The sequence below is a fragment of the Deinococcus pimensis DSM 21231 genome, from assembly GCF_000519345.1.
In the GTDB taxonomy this organism is placed as follows: Bacteria; Deinococcota; Deinococci; order Deinococcales; family Deinococcaceae; genus Deinococcus_A; species Deinococcus_A pimensis.
Genome location: NZ_KI912671.1, coordinates 25750 through 42045, shown reverse-complemented (window position 1 = coordinate 42045; position 16296 = coordinate 25750). Strand labels below are relative to the sequence as shown.

General features: G+C 69.4%; 15 protein-coding genes. 7 read left to right on the top strand and 8 right to left on the bottom strand.

Going from position 1 to position 16296, the window contains the following annotated elements; genetic code table 11:
* Positions 1-632 precede the first annotated feature (632 nt).
* From DEIPI_RS0119845 to DEIPI_RS0119830, 4 genes are all read left to right on the top strand, one after another.
* Complete coding sequence (locus DEIPI_RS0119845; RefSeq protein ID WP_027482921.1) at positions 633-3365, top strand: winged helix-turn-helix domain-containing protein; 2733 nt, start codon at positions 633-635, stop codon at positions 3363-3365.
* A gap of 297 nt (positions 3366-3662) precedes the next feature.
* The gene (locus tag DEIPI_RS0119840; protein WP_027482920.1) at positions 3663-4511 is read left to right on the top strand and encodes an alpha/beta fold hydrolase; all 849 of its coding nucleotides are present in this window, start codon (positions 3663-3665) and stop codon (positions 4509-4511) included.
* Positions 4512-4604: 93 nt separating this feature from the next.
* On the top strand, positions 4605-4751 hold the full coding sequence (locus DEIPI_RS38180; RefSeq protein ID WP_157463829.1) for a hypothetical protein: 147 nt from the start codon (positions 4605-4607) through the stop codon (positions 4749-4751).
* Between the two features lie 246 nt (positions 4752-4997).
* A complete protein-coding gene (locus DEIPI_RS0119830; protein ID WP_157463828.1) occupies positions 4998-5198 on the top strand; it encodes a hypothetical protein in 201 nt (66 codons plus the stop codon).
* A 55-nt stretch (positions 5199-5253) separates the two neighbouring features.
* On the opposite strand, the gene DEIPI_RS0119825 is transcribed toward DEIPI_RS0119830, so the two are convergent.
* The 6 genes from DEIPI_RS0119825 to DEIPI_RS32925 all read right to left on the bottom strand — a co-directional run bounded on the left by DEIPI_RS0119825 (position 5254) and on the right by DEIPI_RS32925 (position 10864).
* Positions 5254-6540: an SAM-dependent methyltransferase gene (locus tag DEIPI_RS0119825; RefSeq protein WP_027482918.1), complete on the bottom strand. Its 1287-nt coding sequence runs from the start codon at positions 6538-6540 to the stop codon at positions 5254-5256.
* Positions 6541-6997: 457 nt separating this feature from the next.
* Positions 6998-7150 carry a hypothetical protein gene (locus tag DEIPI_RS0119820; RefSeq protein ID WP_342667531.1) on the bottom strand — a complete coding sequence of 51 codons (153 nt, stop codon included), beginning with the start codon at positions 7148-7150 and terminating at the stop codon, positions 6998-7000.
* A gap of 29 nt (positions 7151-7179) precedes the next feature.
* Positions 7180-7434 carry a hypothetical protein gene (locus tag DEIPI_RS0119815; RefSeq protein ID WP_027482916.1) on the bottom strand — a complete coding sequence of 85 codons (255 nt, stop codon included), beginning with the start codon at positions 7432-7434 and terminating at the stop codon, positions 7180-7182.
* A 52-nt stretch (positions 7435-7486) separates the two neighbouring features.
* Positions 7487-8548: a dipeptidase gene (locus DEIPI_RS0119810; RefSeq protein WP_027482915.1), complete on the bottom strand. Its 1062-nt coding sequence runs from the start codon at positions 8546-8548 to the stop codon at positions 7487-7489.
* Positions 8549-8939: 391 nt separating this feature from the next.
* The gene (locus DEIPI_RS35810; RefSeq protein WP_084474632.1) at positions 8940-9827 is read right to left on the bottom strand and encodes a ParB/RepB/Spo0J family partition protein; all 888 of its coding nucleotides are present in this window, start codon (positions 9825-9827) and stop codon (positions 8940-8942) included.
* Positions 9824-10864 carry a type II toxin-antitoxin system prevent-host-death family antitoxin gene (locus tag DEIPI_RS32925; RefSeq protein ID WP_157463826.1) on the bottom strand — a complete coding sequence of 347 codons (1041 nt, stop codon included), beginning with the start codon at positions 10862-10864 and terminating at the stop codon, positions 9824-9826. The genes DEIPI_RS35810 and DEIPI_RS32925 overlap by 4 nt, the downstream gene beginning before the upstream one ends.
* Before the next feature lie 597 nt (positions 10865-11461).
* Here DEIPI_RS32925 and DEIPI_RS0119790 point away from each other — a divergent pair.
* Both DEIPI_RS0119790 and DEIPI_RS0119785 read left to right on the top strand, forming a co-directional pair.
* Positions 11462-11983 carry a GerMN domain-containing protein gene (locus DEIPI_RS0119790; RefSeq protein WP_027482913.1) on the top strand — a complete coding sequence of 174 codons (522 nt, stop codon included), beginning with the start codon at positions 11462-11464 and terminating at the stop codon, positions 11981-11983.
* Positions 11984-12171: 188 nt separating this feature from the next.
* The gene (locus DEIPI_RS0119785) at positions 12172-12675 is read left to right on the top strand and encodes a hypothetical protein (protein ID WP_157463824.1); all 504 of its coding nucleotides are present in this window, start codon (positions 12172-12174) and stop codon (positions 12673-12675) included.
* Positions 12676-12746: 71 nt separating this feature from the next.
* On the opposite strand, the gene DEIPI_RS0119780 is transcribed toward DEIPI_RS0119785, so the two are convergent.
* Positions 12747-13994 (bottom strand): hypothetical protein, encoded by a 1248-nt coding sequence (locus tag DEIPI_RS0119780; RefSeq protein WP_027482911.1) that lies wholly within the window; start codon positions 13992-13994, stop codon positions 12747-12749.
* A gap of 260 nt (positions 13995-14254) precedes the next feature.
* On the opposite strand from DEIPI_RS0119780, the gene DEIPI_RS35805 reads away from it, so the two are divergent.
* Entirely contained in the window at positions 14255-15337 is a 1083-nt protein-coding gene (locus tag DEIPI_RS35805) for a nucleotidyltransferase domain-containing protein (RefSeq protein WP_052351849.1), read from the top strand.
* A gap of 80 nt (positions 15338-15417) precedes the next feature.
* On the opposite strand, the gene DEIPI_RS0119770 is transcribed toward DEIPI_RS35805, so the two are convergent.
* On the bottom strand, positions 15418-16287 hold the full coding sequence (locus tag DEIPI_RS0119770) for a hypothetical protein (RefSeq protein WP_027482910.1): 870 nt from the start codon (positions 16285-16287) through the stop codon (positions 15418-15420).
* Between the last annotated feature and the right edge of the window lie 9 nt (positions 16288-16296).

The window sequence follows — 16296 nt, the reverse complement described above, 5'->3', positions numbered from 1 at the left end:
GGGTCGGTCATGGGGTGACCGGGCGGCGCGTTCTGTGAAGGTCTGACGTTCATGTCGGTCCTCCAGCGGCTTTCGATGTTCGGTTTGGGGCCGCCTGATGAGCGCGTCTCCGCGTCCCGTGGGGTCATCCTGAGGTTTGTTGGGATGACTTGTCATCCTGCCAAAGAGTGAATGCGGACTTGATGAATGGTCCTCTCGAGGAGTGAGGGTGCCGGTGCGGTCCTGGTGGTCGTTCGTCCTGAGGTGAAGTCTCGTGCCGACGCGCCGAACCACATTCGGCGCGTCAGGGTTGTAGTCCTTTCCGGCGGTGGTGAGCGGATTCATGGCTTAAGCTGTTGTTTATTCCTGTTTGGCATGATTGAGGAATTACAGCGTGGTGAAGGGAAGCGCACATGTTGATGTGATTGGGTTCCTGTCAGAAGTAGAGGTGAGGAAGCATTTCCACGTGCGTTTCGCAGTACACTCCTCTCACTCACCCGGCGCCCAGCGGTCGTTTTCTTTCCGGACGAGCGAGACACGGAGTGCCTGACATCCTGATGTCGGCGCCGCGTCACTGTTCCTGACGGTCCTCACGTCGACCTGGTCGGCCACTCGATACGCGGGCTCGTCAGAGCGCTGCCTGGGAGGGCGTTATGTTCGAGCGGGTGCATCCCCTGGCCTTCAAGCTCAGGGTGCCGAGGGTCACACAACCGATCCTGGAGCGGCCACGGTTGTACGACATGCTCGCGCGGGGCCTGCGGAAGAAGCTGACGCTGGTGGCCGCGCCGCCCGGATTTGGCAAGACGACGCTGGTCGCGGCCTGGGTGTCGTTTCAGCTCGCGGACGCGGCGGACGCGCCGCGAGTCGCGTGGGTGTCACTGGAAGCGGATGACAACGTGCCCTTGCGGTTCTGGAGGTACGTGCTCACCGCGCTCGACAAAAGCGTGCCGGGCTGCGCCGAAACGGCGCTGGCGGCGCTGACGTCCCCCTCGTCACCGCCTCTGGAAGAGATCCTGTCCATGCTGATCGACACCTTGCACACGCAAGAGCGACGTGTCGTGCTGATCCTGGATGACTTTCATCATGTGACGGACCCGGTGATCGGACGCGCGTTGATGTATCTGCTGGAGCACCTGCCGGAGGCGTTGCACGTGACGCTCCTCAGCCGGTCGGAACCAGGCATCGCGCTCGCGCGTCTTCGCGCGCATCGACAGGTGAGCGACCTCGGTCCGGATGATCTGCGCTGCACTCTGGCCGAAGCTCGCGTGTTTCTCGATGAAGTCGCGGGCCGCGCCTTGCCGCAAGACCTGGCCCGTGAACTCAACGACCGTGCCGAAGGCTGGCTGGTGGGACTGCAACTGCTGGCGTTGTCCTTGCAGAACGATCGTGAAGAGCAGACGCTGCTGAACGAACTTCGGGGCACGCAACGGTTCGTGCTGGATTACCTGATGGATGAGGTGCTGCGCCGACAACCGGAGGAGATGCAGCAGTTTCTGCTGCGCACGTCCGTGCTCGAACGGCTCAACGCCTCCCTGTGTGACGCGGTGCTCGAACGGTCGGACAGTCAATTGATGCTGCTCGGCGCGGAGCAGCGCCAACTGTTCCTGGTCGCCCTTGACCAGGGCCGCACGTGGTTCCGGCTGCACACCTTGTTTCGTGAGGCCTTGCTCAGTCGGCTGGCCCTGTGGGGTCCGGAGTTGCCACGCGCGTTGCACGCACGCGCCAGCGACTGGTTCGCCACGTCGGGTGATCTGTTCGCCGCGGTGGCGCACGCGGTGCGGGCGGACCGTCCTACCCGCGCGGTGGAACTGCTCGCCGCGGTTCCGGCCGAGCAGATGATGGATTCCACCTTCGCGCCCGCCCTGCTCGACTGGTTCAAGCAGCTGCCGTCCGACCTCGTGTACGACCAGCCGACCTTGTGGTGGCCGTACATCACGTGGCTGCTGTACAACAGTCAGCATCTCAAGGCCGACCGGTGGCTGGAAGGGCTGCACCAACGGCTGCAGGACGAGACGCGGACGCTGCCGGGCCTGCCACGCGAACAGCGTGTGTTTCTGCAGGGCATCCTCGCCGCGAACCGCGCGACCGTGGCGGGCCTGTCGGGTGACGGTCCACGCGCCAGGGAGCTCGCGGAACACGCGTTGCAGACCTTGCGGGATGACGCTGACCCCGGTCGTTTTCTGGCGTTTGGCGCCTTGAGCGTCGCCGCGTTGATCGACGGGCGGTTGCGGCAGGCGAGTGACCTGACGTTGGAGGCAGCGACGTCGGCGGAGCAGGGAGGGCAGCACAAGGTGGCGCTGGTGTACGGCGTGACGGGCGCGTTGTACCAGTACTGGGACGGGCGTCCACGTGACGCGTACGCGACCCTGGAACAATTCGTCGAGGTGGGTGGGCCGCCGTTGATTCTGGACACCGACGGGTACTCGGGGGTGATCCTCGCGCTGCTGCTGTACGAAGCGAACGATCTCGACGCGGCCCTGACGTCCGTGCGGCAGGGCATTCATCTGGCCGAGCAGCGTCAGTTCACGCAGACACTCGAGATGGGGTACCACGCGCTGGCGTGTGTCTCGTTGGCGCTGGGCGATTACTCGGCCGCGCACCTGGCGCTCGAACAGTTGTCGCCGGTGATGCAGGGCAACGCGTTCAGGCGGACGCTGCTGATCACCTCGGTGCAGGTGAAGTTGTGGTGCGCCGCGGGGCAGGTGCTGGTCGCGCGGCACTGGGCGGAGCACCTGGACAACGCCGCCCGTCCGGAGTCCAGGTTCGCGCGCGCGGTGGAGGACGTCGCGCGGGCACGGGTGTGGCTGGTGTGCGGGGAGCCGCACCGCGCGCTGGAGGTGCTCGATGGCCTCAAGGGCGAGCCGCTGCTTGAACAGATGGGCGGGGTCGCGCTGGACGTGCACGTGCTCACGGCGCTCGCGTACGGGCAGCGTCAGGAGCCCCGCGCCGCGCTCGAAGCGCTTTCGATGGCGGTGCGTCGTGGAGAAGCGCAGCGTCAGCTGCGCCCCTTTCTCGATCAGGGCGCGCCGATGCTCGAGCTGCTCACCCGCCTGCAGCGGGAGGGCGCACCGTCCGTGTCCACGTCGTACCTGCGTGACCTGCACCACGCCTTGAGCGGCGCGGTCATGCCCACCCCGCCGGGTTCCGCGGGAACGTCCGTGCAGCAGGAACGGAGGGTCGAGGTGGGCCTCAGCGCACGTGAACTCGAGACGCTGACCCTGCTGGCGCGTGGTCTGTCCAACGCCGACGCGGCCCGACTGCTCAACGTCAGCGTCCACACCGTCAAAAGTCACGTCCGAAGCGTGCTGTCCAAACTCAACGCTCAGAACCGTACGCAGGCGGTGGCGCAGGCACGCGCGCGCGGCTTGCTGTCACGAGACGAATGACGCCCCCGGCCCCGCACGGTCCGATCAGCCGGTCGGCGCGGGAACTCGTTCTTTCGAGTGAGCGCTCCACGCTGAGCGACCCGTCTTTGGTGGGATGACAAGTCATCCCGCCTGCGCGCACCGTACCCTCAGAGGAGGGAGGCCGGGCGAAGTCAGCCGTGGCGCGGCCCGCGCCCACCAGGCTGACCCGGCGCAGATCCATTCGGCCACGAGCCCACAGTCCGGACCGTCCTTCGTGACGTCCTGACCGGACTCGCGTCACACGATCGGTCCTGAAGGACCTGGAGGGGTGAGGGTATGCCGTATCTGACGGTCGGTCGGGAAAATTCCGGGGACATCCAGCTGTACTACGAAGACCACGGTCAGGGTCAGCCGGTGGTGCTCGTCGCTGGGTTTCCGCTGGGCGGCGCGTCCTGGGAGCGGCAACTCCCACCACTGCTGAGCGCCGGGTACCGCGTGATCACCTATGACCGTCGAGGGTTCGGGTTGTCCAGTCAACCGGCCGTCGGGTACGACACCCTGACCCTCACGGAGGACCTCAACGCGCTGCTGACCGCGCTGGAATTGCGGGACGTGCTGCTGGTGGGCTTCTCGATGGGCACCTGCGAAGTCGTCCGGTACGTCGGCCTGTACGGCACCGAGCGTCTGCGGAAGGTGGTGCTGATGGCGCCGGTGCAGCCGTTCCTGCTGCAGACGGACGACAACCCCGAAGGGGTACCGCGTGACGTGTTCGACGGCATCATGAATCAGATTTCCACGGACCGGTTCGCGTACCTCGGCGCGTTCGTCCACAACTTCTACAACGTGGATGAACTGGGCGGCACCCGCATCAGTGACGAAGCTGCCCGCGCGACCTTTCAGATGTCGGTGGTGGCCTCCCCCATCGCGACGCGGGAAAGCGTGCTGACCTGGATCGACGACTACCGTCAGGACCTGACCCGGCTCGACGTGCCGCTGCTGGTGATGCAGGGCAAACGCGACCGGAACCTGCCGATCGACAAGACCGGTCGGCGGCTGCCGGCCCTGGTGCCTGGCGCGCGACTGGTGGAGATCGACGGGCCGCACGCGTTCGTATGGACACACGCCGACGAGGCGAACCCGGCGCTGCTGGACTTCCTCGGGCAGGAAGTCACGCAACCGGCGTGACGTTCGGAAGCCGTCGAGATGACCCGCGTCCCCCCGATGGGGAGGTGGTCGTGACAGCCCGCGCCATCGGTGGAGGGCAAGGAGGAAGTCGACATGCAGGACGAACTGCGTCGTGATGAGCCTGATCCGTCCTTCAAGCAGAAGGCGGAAGGGGACCGTGACGAGCTTGGACCGAACGAAACCGGTTGGGGCACCCCGGGATTCGACCCTGCCGACGAGGAGAAAGCCGAAGGCGACTGAGGCCCTCGTGACCCTCGCGAAAGGTGACGCTGGTGAACCGAGACGTACAGCTCAACAAAGGTCACTTCCGGTACTGGTTCGCTCATCACCTGGTCAGTGTGATCGACACGCCCCGGGTGCTGCGGGAGGTGCTGCTCGAAGCGGCGGAGCTGGGATTGCGTGAGGAGGACGTCATCGTGCTGTACGGTGACGCGGGGGAACGCTGGCTCGACGCGACAGGCGCGCCACGGCCTGTTCGGTCGTCTGGTGCGCTGGTCGCAGTTCCTGACCGACGAGGCGGCCGAGCTGCAGGGCTACAGCGAGAGCCTCGCCGCGGGAAGTTACGTCCTCGTGCTGCACGTCGAGCACGACAGCCCACGGCATCATCATCTGCTCGCGCACCTCCGAAGGGTCGGCGCGCGTGACGTGCGGGACTTCGGTCCGGTCGTCACCGACCCCGAGGGGTGACGTGACGGCGTGAAAGGACACCACCTCGTCACGACCGGCGCCTCCTCCTCCGTCCTCAGGAGTACAGATCGGCGCGTGTCGCGGGCAACGCCACCCGCCCCCGCTCGTCCGGACGGGCCAGCAGCGCCTGGTGCAGCGCGAGGTGACCCCAGGCGAACTGATGGGCGCTGCCCGCCAGGTACAGCCGCCACAACCGCAATCGTTCCTCGCCCACCTCCCCCACCGCCTCTGCCCACCTCGCTTCGAGTCGTGACAGCCAGTGCCGCAGGGTCAGCGCGTAATGCTCACGCAGGTCTTCGACGTCACGCACCTCGAACCCCACCTCCTCCGCGTCCCGCAGAGTCTGCCAGACGGGCAGGATCTCTCCATCCGGGAAGATGTAGCGCTGGATGCACTGCCCGCTCGCCACTTCCCTCGAGGTGCGCAGCGTCACCGGGCCCTGCGAGATGGCGTGGTTGAGCATCAACCCGCCCGGCTCAAGGGCGTTCCATGCCGCGCGGAAGTACGCGGGCAGTTTCGCCGCGCCCACGTGCTCGGCCATGCCGACGCTGCTGACCTTGTCGAAGCTGCCCGTCACTTCGCGGTAGTCGAGCAGCTCGAACCGCACGAGGTGAGCCAGACCGCGCTCCACGGCGCGGCGCCTCGCCTCGTCGAGCTGACGTTCGGACAGCGTGATGCCCGTCACCCGCACGCCGTACCGCTCGGCGGCGTACAGCGCCAGCCCACCCCAGCCACAGCCGATGTCCAGCAGCCGCTCACCCGCACGCAGACGCAACTTGCGGCAGATCAGGTCCAGCTTGGCCGTCTGCGCCTCGTCGAGGGTCTTGTCGCCCCGGGGGAAGTACGCGCAGGAGTACACCATCCGCTCGTCCAGCCAGAGCCCGTAGAAGGCGTTGCTGACATCGTAGTGATGCCGCACGGCCTCCCGATCACGGCGGGGGCTGTGCTGTCCGCCCCTCAGCCTCGCGGCGAGCGTGGGGCGGCGCTCCACCTCACGGCGGAGTGCGCCGAGGTCGCGGGTGAGGGCGAGCAGGTCGGCGGCGCCCAGGCGGGGCGCGAGCTGCTCGACCGCCTCGAAGACGGCGAGGAGGTCCCCGTCGATGTCGAAGTCGCCACGCATGTACGCCTCACCGACGTTGAGATCCACGGGAGGACGCAACATCCGCGCGAGCGCGTCGGGGCGCCGCAGGATGAGGGCGGCGTCCCTCTCGCCGTTCGGGGCGGGCAGGACGTCGCCATCCCAGAGCCGCACCTCGAAGCGCCGCGTGGGTGGGAGGACACGGGTGAGGAGTTGCCGGGTGAGTGGGGAGGCGCGATCAAACCCTGAGGTGCGTTCGGCCATGCCTCAGCGTACTCCGTACGTCAGAAGCGTCCACACACGACCGCCGCCTTCGTCATTCCAGCCTGGACGAACTGCCCACCACAGGAATCGAAGGCGTGGGGTGCGCCGCCGTTCCCGCGTCGTCCTCTCCTCCACCCACCGGTGCCGCCCCGGGCGCTCCCTCGACTTCACGCCGCGTCTCGTGAGGTGCACCCCGATCCGCCGCGCGCCGCGCCCGTCGACCTTCTGGGATACCTCCGAGGTCCGTTTCGCACCCGCGGTACGGCGTCGAGGTGGGGTTCGAGCAGCGCGCGGTCATGCCGGCCGGCAGGCGAGCTCCACCGCGCCCGCTTCATGTCAGTCGCGGCGTCGTCGCCGGCCACGGCTCGGGTCGCCTCGACGCCTGGTCATCCCACGGCCGTCCCCGTGTTCGAGTGGGAGGTGTTCCCGGAGTGTGCCCGCCCTGAGCACAGCGTGCTCACTCCTCACGGCGGAACGCCAGCACCACCTTCCCCCCGGCCGGAACGACTTCCGCCCACACTCGCCCCCCGTGCCGCGCGAGGGTACGCCGCACGTTCGGCAACCTCACCCGCTCCGGCCTGCCCGTCACGCCCGAGGACGGCACGGCCACGTCGAACAACGCCTCCGCTTCGTCGGGCGTCAGGCCCGGCCCGTTGTCCCGCACCCCACCCGCGGCTCCCGCTCGTCCTCCTCGCACCCGAGCTGCACGATGGGAAGCTCCTCACCTCGCGTGACGTCCAGGGTGCGCGCCAGCACTTCCGTCAGTGCGAGGCGCAGCATGCCCGCGTCGCCCCGCACGACTGGCAGGCGCCCCGGCAGCCCCTCCGTCCTGCGTCCCTGCCGGGCCGGTTCGGGGCCGCTGCGCACCTGCACCACGAGCTGATCGAGCGGCACGTCCTCCGCCTGCGAGCGGCACCCATCGGTCCTCGGGTCCTTGGACGTCGGTTCACGGCTCTTCTCGCCATGCCTGCCGCAACACCCGCCGCCAGTTTCCGTTCGCCAGCCTCAGCAGCGTCGCGTCGTCGTACCCGGCCTCCCTCAGTCCCTCCAGCAGCGCGGGTACGCGGCTCGCGTCGCCCACCACGCGCGGCACGACCGCCCCGTCGAAGTCCGACCCGAACGCCACGCCCTCCACGCCGACACGCTCCACGAGGTACTCCACGTGCCGCACCAGCACCTCCAGGGCCGTGTCGGGCTCCAGGTGCGCGTCGGGTCGGACGTCGTTCACGGCGAAGTTGAACCCCACCACCCCACCCGAGTCCCGCACCGCCGCGAGCTGCGCGTCCGTCAGGTTCCGCGTCGAGGGGCACACCGCGTGCGCGTTGCTGTGCGTCGCCACCAGCGGCGCCGACGAGTGCCGCGCGACGTCCCAGAAGCCGCGTTCGTTGAGGTGCGACACGTCGATCATCACGCCGAGCTCGTTGCAGGCTCGCACGAGGTCCACGCCGGCGGGCGTGAGGCCGGGCCCCGTGTCGGGCGAACGTGAGTACGCGAAGGGCACGCCGTGCCCGAATCGATTCGGGCGGCTCCACACCAGCCCCAGGGAGCGCAGCCCACGCGCGTGCAACTCGAACAGCACCTCGAGGTCCTCGTCGATCGCGTCGGCCCCTTCGAGGTGAACGATGATCCCGAAGGGCCCCTGGTGAGTCAGCGTGTCGAGTTCCGCGGCCGTGCGGACGATGCGGACCTGCCCCTGCGCGCGTCGTTCGAGCTGTTCGAGCGCGCCGAGCTGCGCGAGGATCTGCGCGCGCGCCGCGCTGGGATCGAGGGGTAGGGCGAGCCGCACCTCGTACCCGACGTCGGTGACGGTGAGGTCGTCCTCCGGCGCGCGCTCGGGATGCGCCATGAGCGCGAACAGCCCGCCGATCAGGCCGCCCGCGCGGGCGCGGGGCAGATCGAGGTGACCGTCGTCGGACCGCGTGAGGAAGTCGCGTCCGCCTGCCCGGTACTCGCTGAGGAACTGAACGGTGTCGTTGTGGCCGTCGAGGATCGGGAACAGGGAAGGCATCGAAGACCATCATGACTCGGCCCGGGGCGCTGGGACGGTCGAACTGACGCGATCAGCCGGGGGCGTGAAACGAGCTCTCATCGCACAGGGCCTGGTTTGTGCAGACGTCGTGCCGAGGTTCGGTCGCGGGTGATCGGGCGGGGGCCCTGCGAGCTCCGGCCCCGTCTTCCGTGAAGCCGTGTGGGGTCAATCGTGACGTCGGCGCGTCGAGGCGTTCAGGGGTCTTTTCACCTCGGGGACCGCTCGTTGCCGCACTCCTGGTTGACCCGCGGCGCCGCCTCGGTCGAGCCATCAGGTCGTTTCACGCTGGTGAGGCGCCTGTCCTGCCGAAGGCAGATACCGGGTATCTACGTCGAGATACCCGGTATCTGTGCTTGCGCACGAAGGTGATTCAGTCGCCGAGCAACGCGTTCAGCTGCCGTTCGAGGTCGTCGATGAGCCGTTCGGCCTGCCGGGCCTTGTCGCCCTTGAGCCGGGCGAGTCGTGGGAGCGTCCTGGTGAGGTGGGCGAGCCGCGTCCTGACGGTGGGCACGCCCGCCGTGAGCGGCGCGCGGGCGAGTTGACGCAGCTGCGCCGCGCTGAGCTTGTCCGTGACGGCTTGCTCGAGCAGGCGCGTGCGGCGCTCGCCGTCGGGGAGATGCACGAGTTCGGCGCAGACCTTCGCGTCGATCACGCCTCGGCGGATGGCGTCGTGCTCGGCGGACGTCATCTTGAGGATCGCGGCGCGCCGCAACGCCCAGGTGGTGACGCCCGTGCCGTACAGTCGGCGCAGCAGCGCCTCGGCGCCGCGCTCGTCCGGCGCGCCGTTGCGAACGGCGTTGAGGTAGCTCACGACCTCGGGGACGCTCAGGCCCAGCGTGCGGCCGAGCAGGTCGAAGCCGACGAGGGTCTCGGTGACGAGGTCGAGGTCCCGACGCTGGGCGTTCTCGACGACGGCGAGTTCGTACGCGCGCTCGTCGTTCACGTCGAGGAACACGACGGGAACGCTGGTCAGGCCCGCGAGCCTCGCGGCGCGCAGGCGCCGCTCACCGGCGATGAGGACGACGACGCTGCGTTTGCGGCGGACGAGCAGCGGTTGCAGCACGCCGTAGGTGCGGATGTTCTCCGCGAGCGCGGAGAGCGCGTCGTCCGTGAAGTCCTGACCTCCCAGCAGTCGGCGTGGGTTGAAGCCGTCCTCCACGGTGATGTCGGAGATCGCGACCTGATTGACCGCGTGGTCGTTGAGGTCGTCCAGCAGCGAGGCGACGTTGGGCGCGGCGCGGCTCACGGGGCTCCTCACGGGCTCACCACGGCCGGATCGTTCGTCTGAACGACCCCGAGGGCCACGAGCAGGTCCCGGGTGACGTTGCGGACGTCCTGCGCCACCTCGGCGTTCGGGCGGTAGTGCACGACGGCGCGGCGGTCACGTTGCGCGTCCATCATGACGACGCTGTCGCGGATCTGGCTGGAGAGCGGCGCGAGCTGGCTGTAGTCGTGCAGGTTGGCGAGCAGGGTCTTGTACGTGTTGGTGTTGGCGCGGACGCGGTTGGGGATGAGCATGCGAATCTGGAAGCCCGGCGCGTACATGCGGGCGCTCCGGACGAGCTTGACGAGCTTGTCGAGGTTTTCGAGTCCCTTGTCGCCGCTGACGGGAACGAGCAGGTGGTCGGCGGCGGCCATCGCGGCGTTGAGCAGGGGCGTGATGCCAGGCTTGGTGTCGATCAGGATGAAGTCGTAGCGGTCGGCGACGCGGTTGAGCGCCTCTCGCAGGTTGCCGATCAGGGTGAGGTCACCGGCGATCTTGTTGTCGAGCTGGTACAGCGCGTCGTTGCTGACCCAGATGTCGACGCCGTGGACGTGCAGGGGTGAGGGCAGCGCCGCCTCGTCCGGGTCGGTGTCGAAGACGCTGGCGATGGTGTGGGTGGCGAGCCGGCCGGGAAGCGCGGCGGCGGGGGTGTCCTCGGTGGGGTCGTGCAGTCCGAGGGTTTTGGTGAGGCTCGCCTGGGGGTCGCTGTCGATGAGGGCCACCTTGTACCCCTGGTCGGCGAGGGTGAGGGCCAGTTCGCGGGTGATGGAGGTCTTGCCTTCACCTCCTGAGATGTTGCTGACGACGATGCGGTGGGCCATGCGGTTCTCCTGTGGGGGGGCGGTGTGGCGGCGTTGCGCGTCGAGACGCCTCAGGGTGAGGTAGTCCTCGATGGGGACGAGGGCGGCGACGGGACTGGTGAAGCGTTCGATGACGACGCGTTCGCCACGTTCGACCTGACGGAGGATGCCCGCCAGCGCGTCGCGAAGGTCACGACTTTTGACGCTGGACGCGGCTCCTTCTTGTGACATGAGGGCATCGTACAGGAGCGGGACCACCTCCGACAAGCAAAGGTGTACCACTTTCGACGCCGAGTCCCCCTCGATCCGAAGAGATACCGGGTATCTGATGTCGACGTCGAGTCCCCCCTCGGTCCGTGTAGATACCGGGTATCTGAACTCAGAAGATCAGGCGAAACGGCCGGAACCTCCAGGTCCACGGGCAGAACCGCCAGCGGACGACGAGCGCGGCGCGGCTCACCTCCCCGCCCTCGCGCTCCCGGAGTCCACACGAGGCGCACGAGCGCCGCGAGCGCCAGTCGACCATCACGCTCCTCTCGATCGGCGGACCTTCACCGGGACCGACGCACACCCGGGTCAGCGTCGACGGTCCGCGACCTGCCACCCACGCGTGAGGGTCGCCACGGCCCCGTGCAGCAGGAGCGCACCCGCCCTGCCCGCCACACCCGGAGGCGTGGCCTGCTGCCGCGGCGGACCCGGCGCGCCGACGGCGCCATGATGAATCGAGGGCGAACGCGATCCCATCCGGGCCGCGCCCCGTCCCCCAGCCGCTCCGATCGTCACCCTGGACAGGTTGCGATCAGCCTCCGGGACTACCTTGCGCGCAGCATGACCAAGACCAGACCGGCACGCCGCGTTTCGTTCCTGTCGATCGCCCTCACGTCCACGGCCCTCGCGGCCCCCGCGCCGCCCAGCATCTTCGTCGTCGCGCCGAGCGGCGTGCCCGCCGCGGGACCGACCTTCGGCTGCGGTGACCGCCTCGTCGAGGTGGCCCTCACGACCGGCAGCGTCACTCCGATGAAGACGGCGCTCACCACGTTGTTCACCTACCGACCCCGCGACCCGGGTCTGATCAACCCACTGCGCCGCGGTCGACTTCGCGTGGAGCGCATCACCCTCGACGCGCGACGTCGCACCGCCGTCGTGCACCTTTCCGGGACGCTCCAGCTCAACGGAGTCTGCGACGCGCCACGCGTCACGACCCAGCTCAACGAGACCGCGACGCAGTTCCCCAACGTGCGGCAGGCCTGCTTCTTCCTCAACGGCGCTCCGCTGGAACGCGCCCTCGACGAGAGCGGACGGACGATTCCCGCCGACGTCTGCACCCGAACCTTCACGCGTCGCCCGTGACGGTGACGCGCGCCGCGCAGGCGCGGCGCACGCGAGCGGACGTGGGGCGCGGACCCATTACACCGGACCTCGCCCGAGCACCTCGACGGTGTTCGCGCGGCTGACCCCTCGATCTCCCCGGACGCGTTGGTCCGGAGGTCGAGCCGGTCCGACGGGCGTCCGTGCGGTACGTCGTAAGCTGTGAGTTCATGATCGACGTCGTCGTTTCTGCTGCTGACCGCGCGGCCCTGTGGTCCGCCCTCCGTACGCTGCCCGTGACCTGGGAGGCGGTGCCCCAGGCGGGTGTGACGCTGCCCGGGGGTATTCTCCTCAGGCACAGCAACGCGCCGGACGGTGAAGTCGATCATCTGACGGTGACGCTTCACGAGTCCGAGCCCCTCGAGGAGTTGACCTACGGCCTGGGCGACTACACCGAGGAGGAACTGGCGGATCCCTACGCGGTCATCGATCGGTACTGGGAGCAGGGACGTGAACTCGTGCGGGAGCTCGTCATCGAGGCGGAAGGCGCCCTGAGCGAGGGCATCGAGTCCGGGACGGACGCTCGGGGAAGAGCGAGCTGGCTGCTGCCGGACCGGACCATCTCGGTCGGGGTCACGCAGGCGGACAAGGAGTGCCCCATCGAGGTGTGTGTCTGGCTGCTGCCTCCGGGGCTCACCGCGTACGACCTGGGGCTGTGTGTGGCGTTGACGTGACGGCCAGGACGACACCCGGACGCGCGGAGGTCCGCGCGTCCGGGTGTGACCCGGTATGAACGTCGCGGCGCTCAGCTGCCCGTGCGGAAGGTGACGGTGTAGGAGCGCGTGACCTTGCCCTTCGCGGGCACGTCCACCCGCACCTCCAGCCCCTGCGGCGTCCGCGCCGCTCCGCCCTGCACCGTCACGTTCCCGCCCAGCAGTTCGCGGTACTCCACCCGCAGCGCGCGCTCCTTGGCGTTCTCCAGCGTCAGCGTCACCCGGTACACCGTGCTCGTCTTGTCCTGACGCACCACCTGCACGCTCCGCGTGTACCCCACGTCGGGATCACGGCCCAGGTCCAGCTCGATCGGCTCGTTCGCGCTCGTGTCGTTGATGACCGCCTGACCGACGATGCGGCCCTCGTCGCGGACGGTCACCGCGCCCGCCGGGAGCAGCGTGTCCGCCCGCACGCGGTAGTTGCGCTCCAGCTTCCCGGTCGTGCCGGTCGTGTTGAAGCCGGTGGTGAGGCCCGCGTAGCGTTCGAAGCTCACCTTGGGGTCGAGGAAGGGCAGCGTGAGGGTGGACGCGGCGGGCAGCGTGAACGTCTGGGTCAGCGCGTACCGGTACAGCCCACGGCTCTCCCCCTGCGGGCTGATCGCGGGCGCGGGCGCGGCGGTCGGCATGGCCACCCCGCCCTTGGCGGCCCCGTCGAAGGGCAGGGGCGGGCCCTGGACGAGGTTGACGTCCCCGGCGATCAGTTCGCCCGCCGTGACCTCGTACGCCACGTCGCTGTTGTTCCTCAGGTCCGCCAGGCCCGACAGCGTCGCCGACGTGCCGCTCAGGCGCAGGGTGTAGCGCGGCGCCCACGTCACCGCGCGGGTGAGGTAGCTCAGGGTGGCGTCGCCCGGCGCGGCCACGTCGAAGCTGAGCTGCTGCGAGCGCGCGCCCGCGTTCTCGGGGGGCAGCGTGTCGAAGGCGAGCTGTTCGAAGCGGACGTTGCGGTAGCGGCCGTCGGCGTCGCGGATGGTGAGGTCGGAGGCGCGCACCAGGGTGACGCGCTGGGGGGGGCGGCCGTCCTCGAGGAGGGTGACGGTCTGGCCTTCCCGGGTGGCGAGCCAGGAGGCGCGGGCGCGCTGCTGCGCGGCGCGGACGGTGAGGCCTTCGAGGTCGAGGGTGCCGGGAACAACCTGACCGTAGACGCTGTCGGGCAGGTCGAGGGTGAAGGTGGTGGTGGTGACGCGGACGGGGTCGCGGACCTCGCTGAAGGCGGGGTAGATGCGCAGTTGCGAGGCGGAGGCGGTGCCGAGGGTCAGCAGGACCAGCAGGAGTCGCTTCATGAAGGTAGTGTTGGGGACGTCGCCTGACGGGCCATGAGAAGCAGCGCCGGACCTCCATGACCCGCTCGTCGCGCACCCCGGCCCAGCCCGCTCCGAGCGTGTCACGGTCACGTCACCGGTCGTCGGTAGCCTGATGGCATCCGCTTCCGCCCGTCACGCTTCCCTTGGGTATCGACACGAAGAGCGCCGCACGACCACCGCACGTCCGGCCGCGTGCCCGACCCTCACGCGCTGCACGCGCCCTCACCTCAGGAGTCGCCATGAACACCATTCCCACGTCAAGCGAACCGAACGACGCCCACGTCGAGCTCGAACTCGAACGGGTCATTCACGCGGTCGGAGGGACCGTCCTGACCGGAGGACCCGTCTGGGAAGCCGACGTCATCGGCAGTGAAGCCGTGCCGGGCGCGCGGCACTCCGGAATCCTCGACCTCGCCTTCGACCTGTACCCCTGGCCTCCCACGCCCGCGCAGGACGCGGCCCTCGGCGCGCTCGGGTACGGCAGGGGAGACCCGCACGAAGGCGTCGTGACGTACGACCGCCCGGACCGACGGGTGCGGCTGCACTTCTTCGATCCGGAGGGGGACCGGTGGTTCGCGCGCGTCATCACCCGCGACCACGTCCTCGCGGATCCCGGGGGCCGCGCCGCGTACGAGGCCGCGCTGACCTCACCTCACCGGAAGGTGCTGTTCGACGAACTCGACGTTCGCGCGCACGACTGGTACGTCCGGAAGGTCGGGTGGACGCCCGTGACGGACCTCGCCCGTGACCTCGCGGACCTGCCCGCCCCGTGGGTCGTGACGAGCGGCTGGGCGGTCGATCTGCACGCCGGTGAGGTGCAGCGGGCGCATCGTGACCTCGACGTCTCCGTCAGCCGCGCGGATCAGTCGGCGCTGCTCGGGCATCTGCACGGGCGAGGCTGGCGTCTGGACGTCGTCGACGAGGGCCGGTACCGGCCCTGGACGCCCGGTGAGACGCTGGAGGCGCCGATCATGCAGGTGCACGCCCGCCAAGGAAGGCGGTTCGTGGATGTCCTGCTCGGCGAAGGCGCGCTGGGCGGCGTGCCGGGAGAGCCGTGGCGGTTCCGACGTGACCCCACCGTGACGCGCGACGCGGCCCTCGCGCGCCGGGTCGGTCCGCTCGGCGTGCCGTACCTCGCGCCGGAACTCGTCCTGCTGTTCAAGAGCAGCTTCCACGGCGCCGCGCCGCGCGGCAAGGACGCCCAGGACTTCGAACGGACGCTTCCCCTCCTCGACGACGAGGCGCGCGCGTGGCTGGCGCAGGTGCTCGCGCGTCGCCACCCCGGGCATCCCTGGATCACCCGACTTCAGGAGGACACCTGAAGGTCCGACCGTCGGCCGCGCGCTCCTGACCGGGTGCGTCGGGTGGACGTGCGTCATCGGCCCGCCCTGACCCGCGGGGCTCAGCGACGCTCGAACGGTCGTACGGCGGACGTGGTGAGGTTGAGCTCGGTCACGCCCAGCCCGGCCCCCGCGGCGACGCTCAGCACCGCGTGCTGCTCGTCGCGGTCCGCGCGCCGCACCCACCACGACGCGACGACTCCCCCGCTCGTCCGTCGGTGGAGCTGCTGCCAGCCGTGCGAGGTGAGCTGCGCCGCGTAGTGCCGTTCGATCACGTCGAGGGACAGGCCGGACTTCAGCGTCGCGGTCGTGGAGCTCGACGAGGGCGTCACCGGACCGATCGTCGCGTCGACGGTGACGCCCTCGGGAGGGACGAGCGCCGGAAGCACCACGCCCGGATCCCGCGCGGGGGCGGCGTTCGGGACGGGCAGCACCTCCGGGAAGGTCAGCTCGAAGGTGAGGTCGGTCCCGTGAGGTCGGGGGTCGAGCCGCACGAAGAGCCGCGCGCCTCGCTCCTGGAAGTGGAAGGTCGCGTCGAGCGGCAGGGAGGACGACTGGAACCCCCACCGCGGCGCCCCCGCGACCTTGACGTCGTGCCATCCGGCGCGGTCCAGCGCGGCGCGGAGCGCGCGGAGCGTGTCGGGTGCGGAATCGCGCGCGCTGAGGTACACCCAGGTGATCGGGTGGCCGTCCGGTTCCGTCCGGGTGACGCTGCCCGCGACGCGCAGCGAGGTGGGCAGGGGCAGCGGTACGGTCAGGTCGCGTGGCAGCACGCCGACCGTGACGGTGGCCGGGGGCGCGCCGGGCGTGCCGAGGGTTCTGAGCAGCAGGTCCTCGGCGGGCGTCATGGCGGAGGTGGGCGTGACCTCGGCGAAGCTCAGGGAGGTCAGGAGCAGCAGACCGGGCACGGCGTGACGGATCGTCGTGAACATGCCGAGCAC

What these genes read in the sequence shown, in the direction of transcription:
- DEIPI_RS0119845 (WP_027482921.1), top strand. Translation starts at nt 633, where the DNA reads ATGTTCGAGCGGGTGCATCCCCTGGCCTTCAAGCTCAGGGTGCCGAGG.
- DEIPI_RS0119840 (WP_027482920.1), top strand. Translation starts at nt 3,663, where the DNA reads ATGCCGTATCTGACGGTCGGTCGGGAAAATTCCGGGGACATCCAGCTG.
- DEIPI_RS38180 (WP_157463829.1), top strand. Translation starts at nt 4,605, where the DNA reads ATGCAGGACGAACTGCGTCGTGATGAGCCTGATCCGTCCTTCAAGCAG.
- DEIPI_RS0119825 (WP_027482918.1), bottom strand. Translation starts at nt 6,540, where the DNA reads ATGGCCGAACGCACCTCAGGGTTTGATCGCGCCTCCCCACTCACCCGG.
- DEIPI_RS0119810 (WP_027482915.1), bottom strand. Translation starts at nt 8,548, where the DNA reads ATGCCTTCCCTGTTCCCGATCCTCGACGGCCACAACGACACCGTTCAG.
- DEIPI_RS32925 (WP_157463826.1), bottom strand. Translation starts at nt 10,864, where the DNA reads ATGTCACAAGAAGGAGCCGCGTCCAGCGTCAAAAGTCGTGACCTTCGC.
- DEIPI_RS0119790 (WP_027482913.1), top strand. Translation starts at nt 11,462, where the DNA reads ATGACCAAGACCAGACCGGCACGCCGCGTTTCGTTCCTGTCGATCGCC.
- DEIPI_RS0119785 (WP_157463824.1), top strand. Translation starts at nt 12,172, where the DNA reads ATGATCGACGTCGTCGTTTCTGCTGCTGACCGCGCGGCCCTGTGGTCC.
- DEIPI_RS0119780 (WP_027482911.1), bottom strand. Translation starts at nt 13,994, where the DNA reads ATGAAGCGACTCCTGCTGGTCCTGCTGACCCTCGGCACCGCCTCCGCC.
- DEIPI_RS35805 (WP_052351849.1), top strand. Translation starts at nt 14,255, where the DNA reads ATGAACACCATTCCCACGTCAAGCGAACCGAACGACGCCCACGTCGAG.
- DEIPI_RS0119770 (WP_027482910.1), bottom strand. Translation starts at nt 16,287, where the DNA reads ATGTTCACGACGATCCGTCACGCCGTGCCCGGTCTGCTGCTCCTGACC.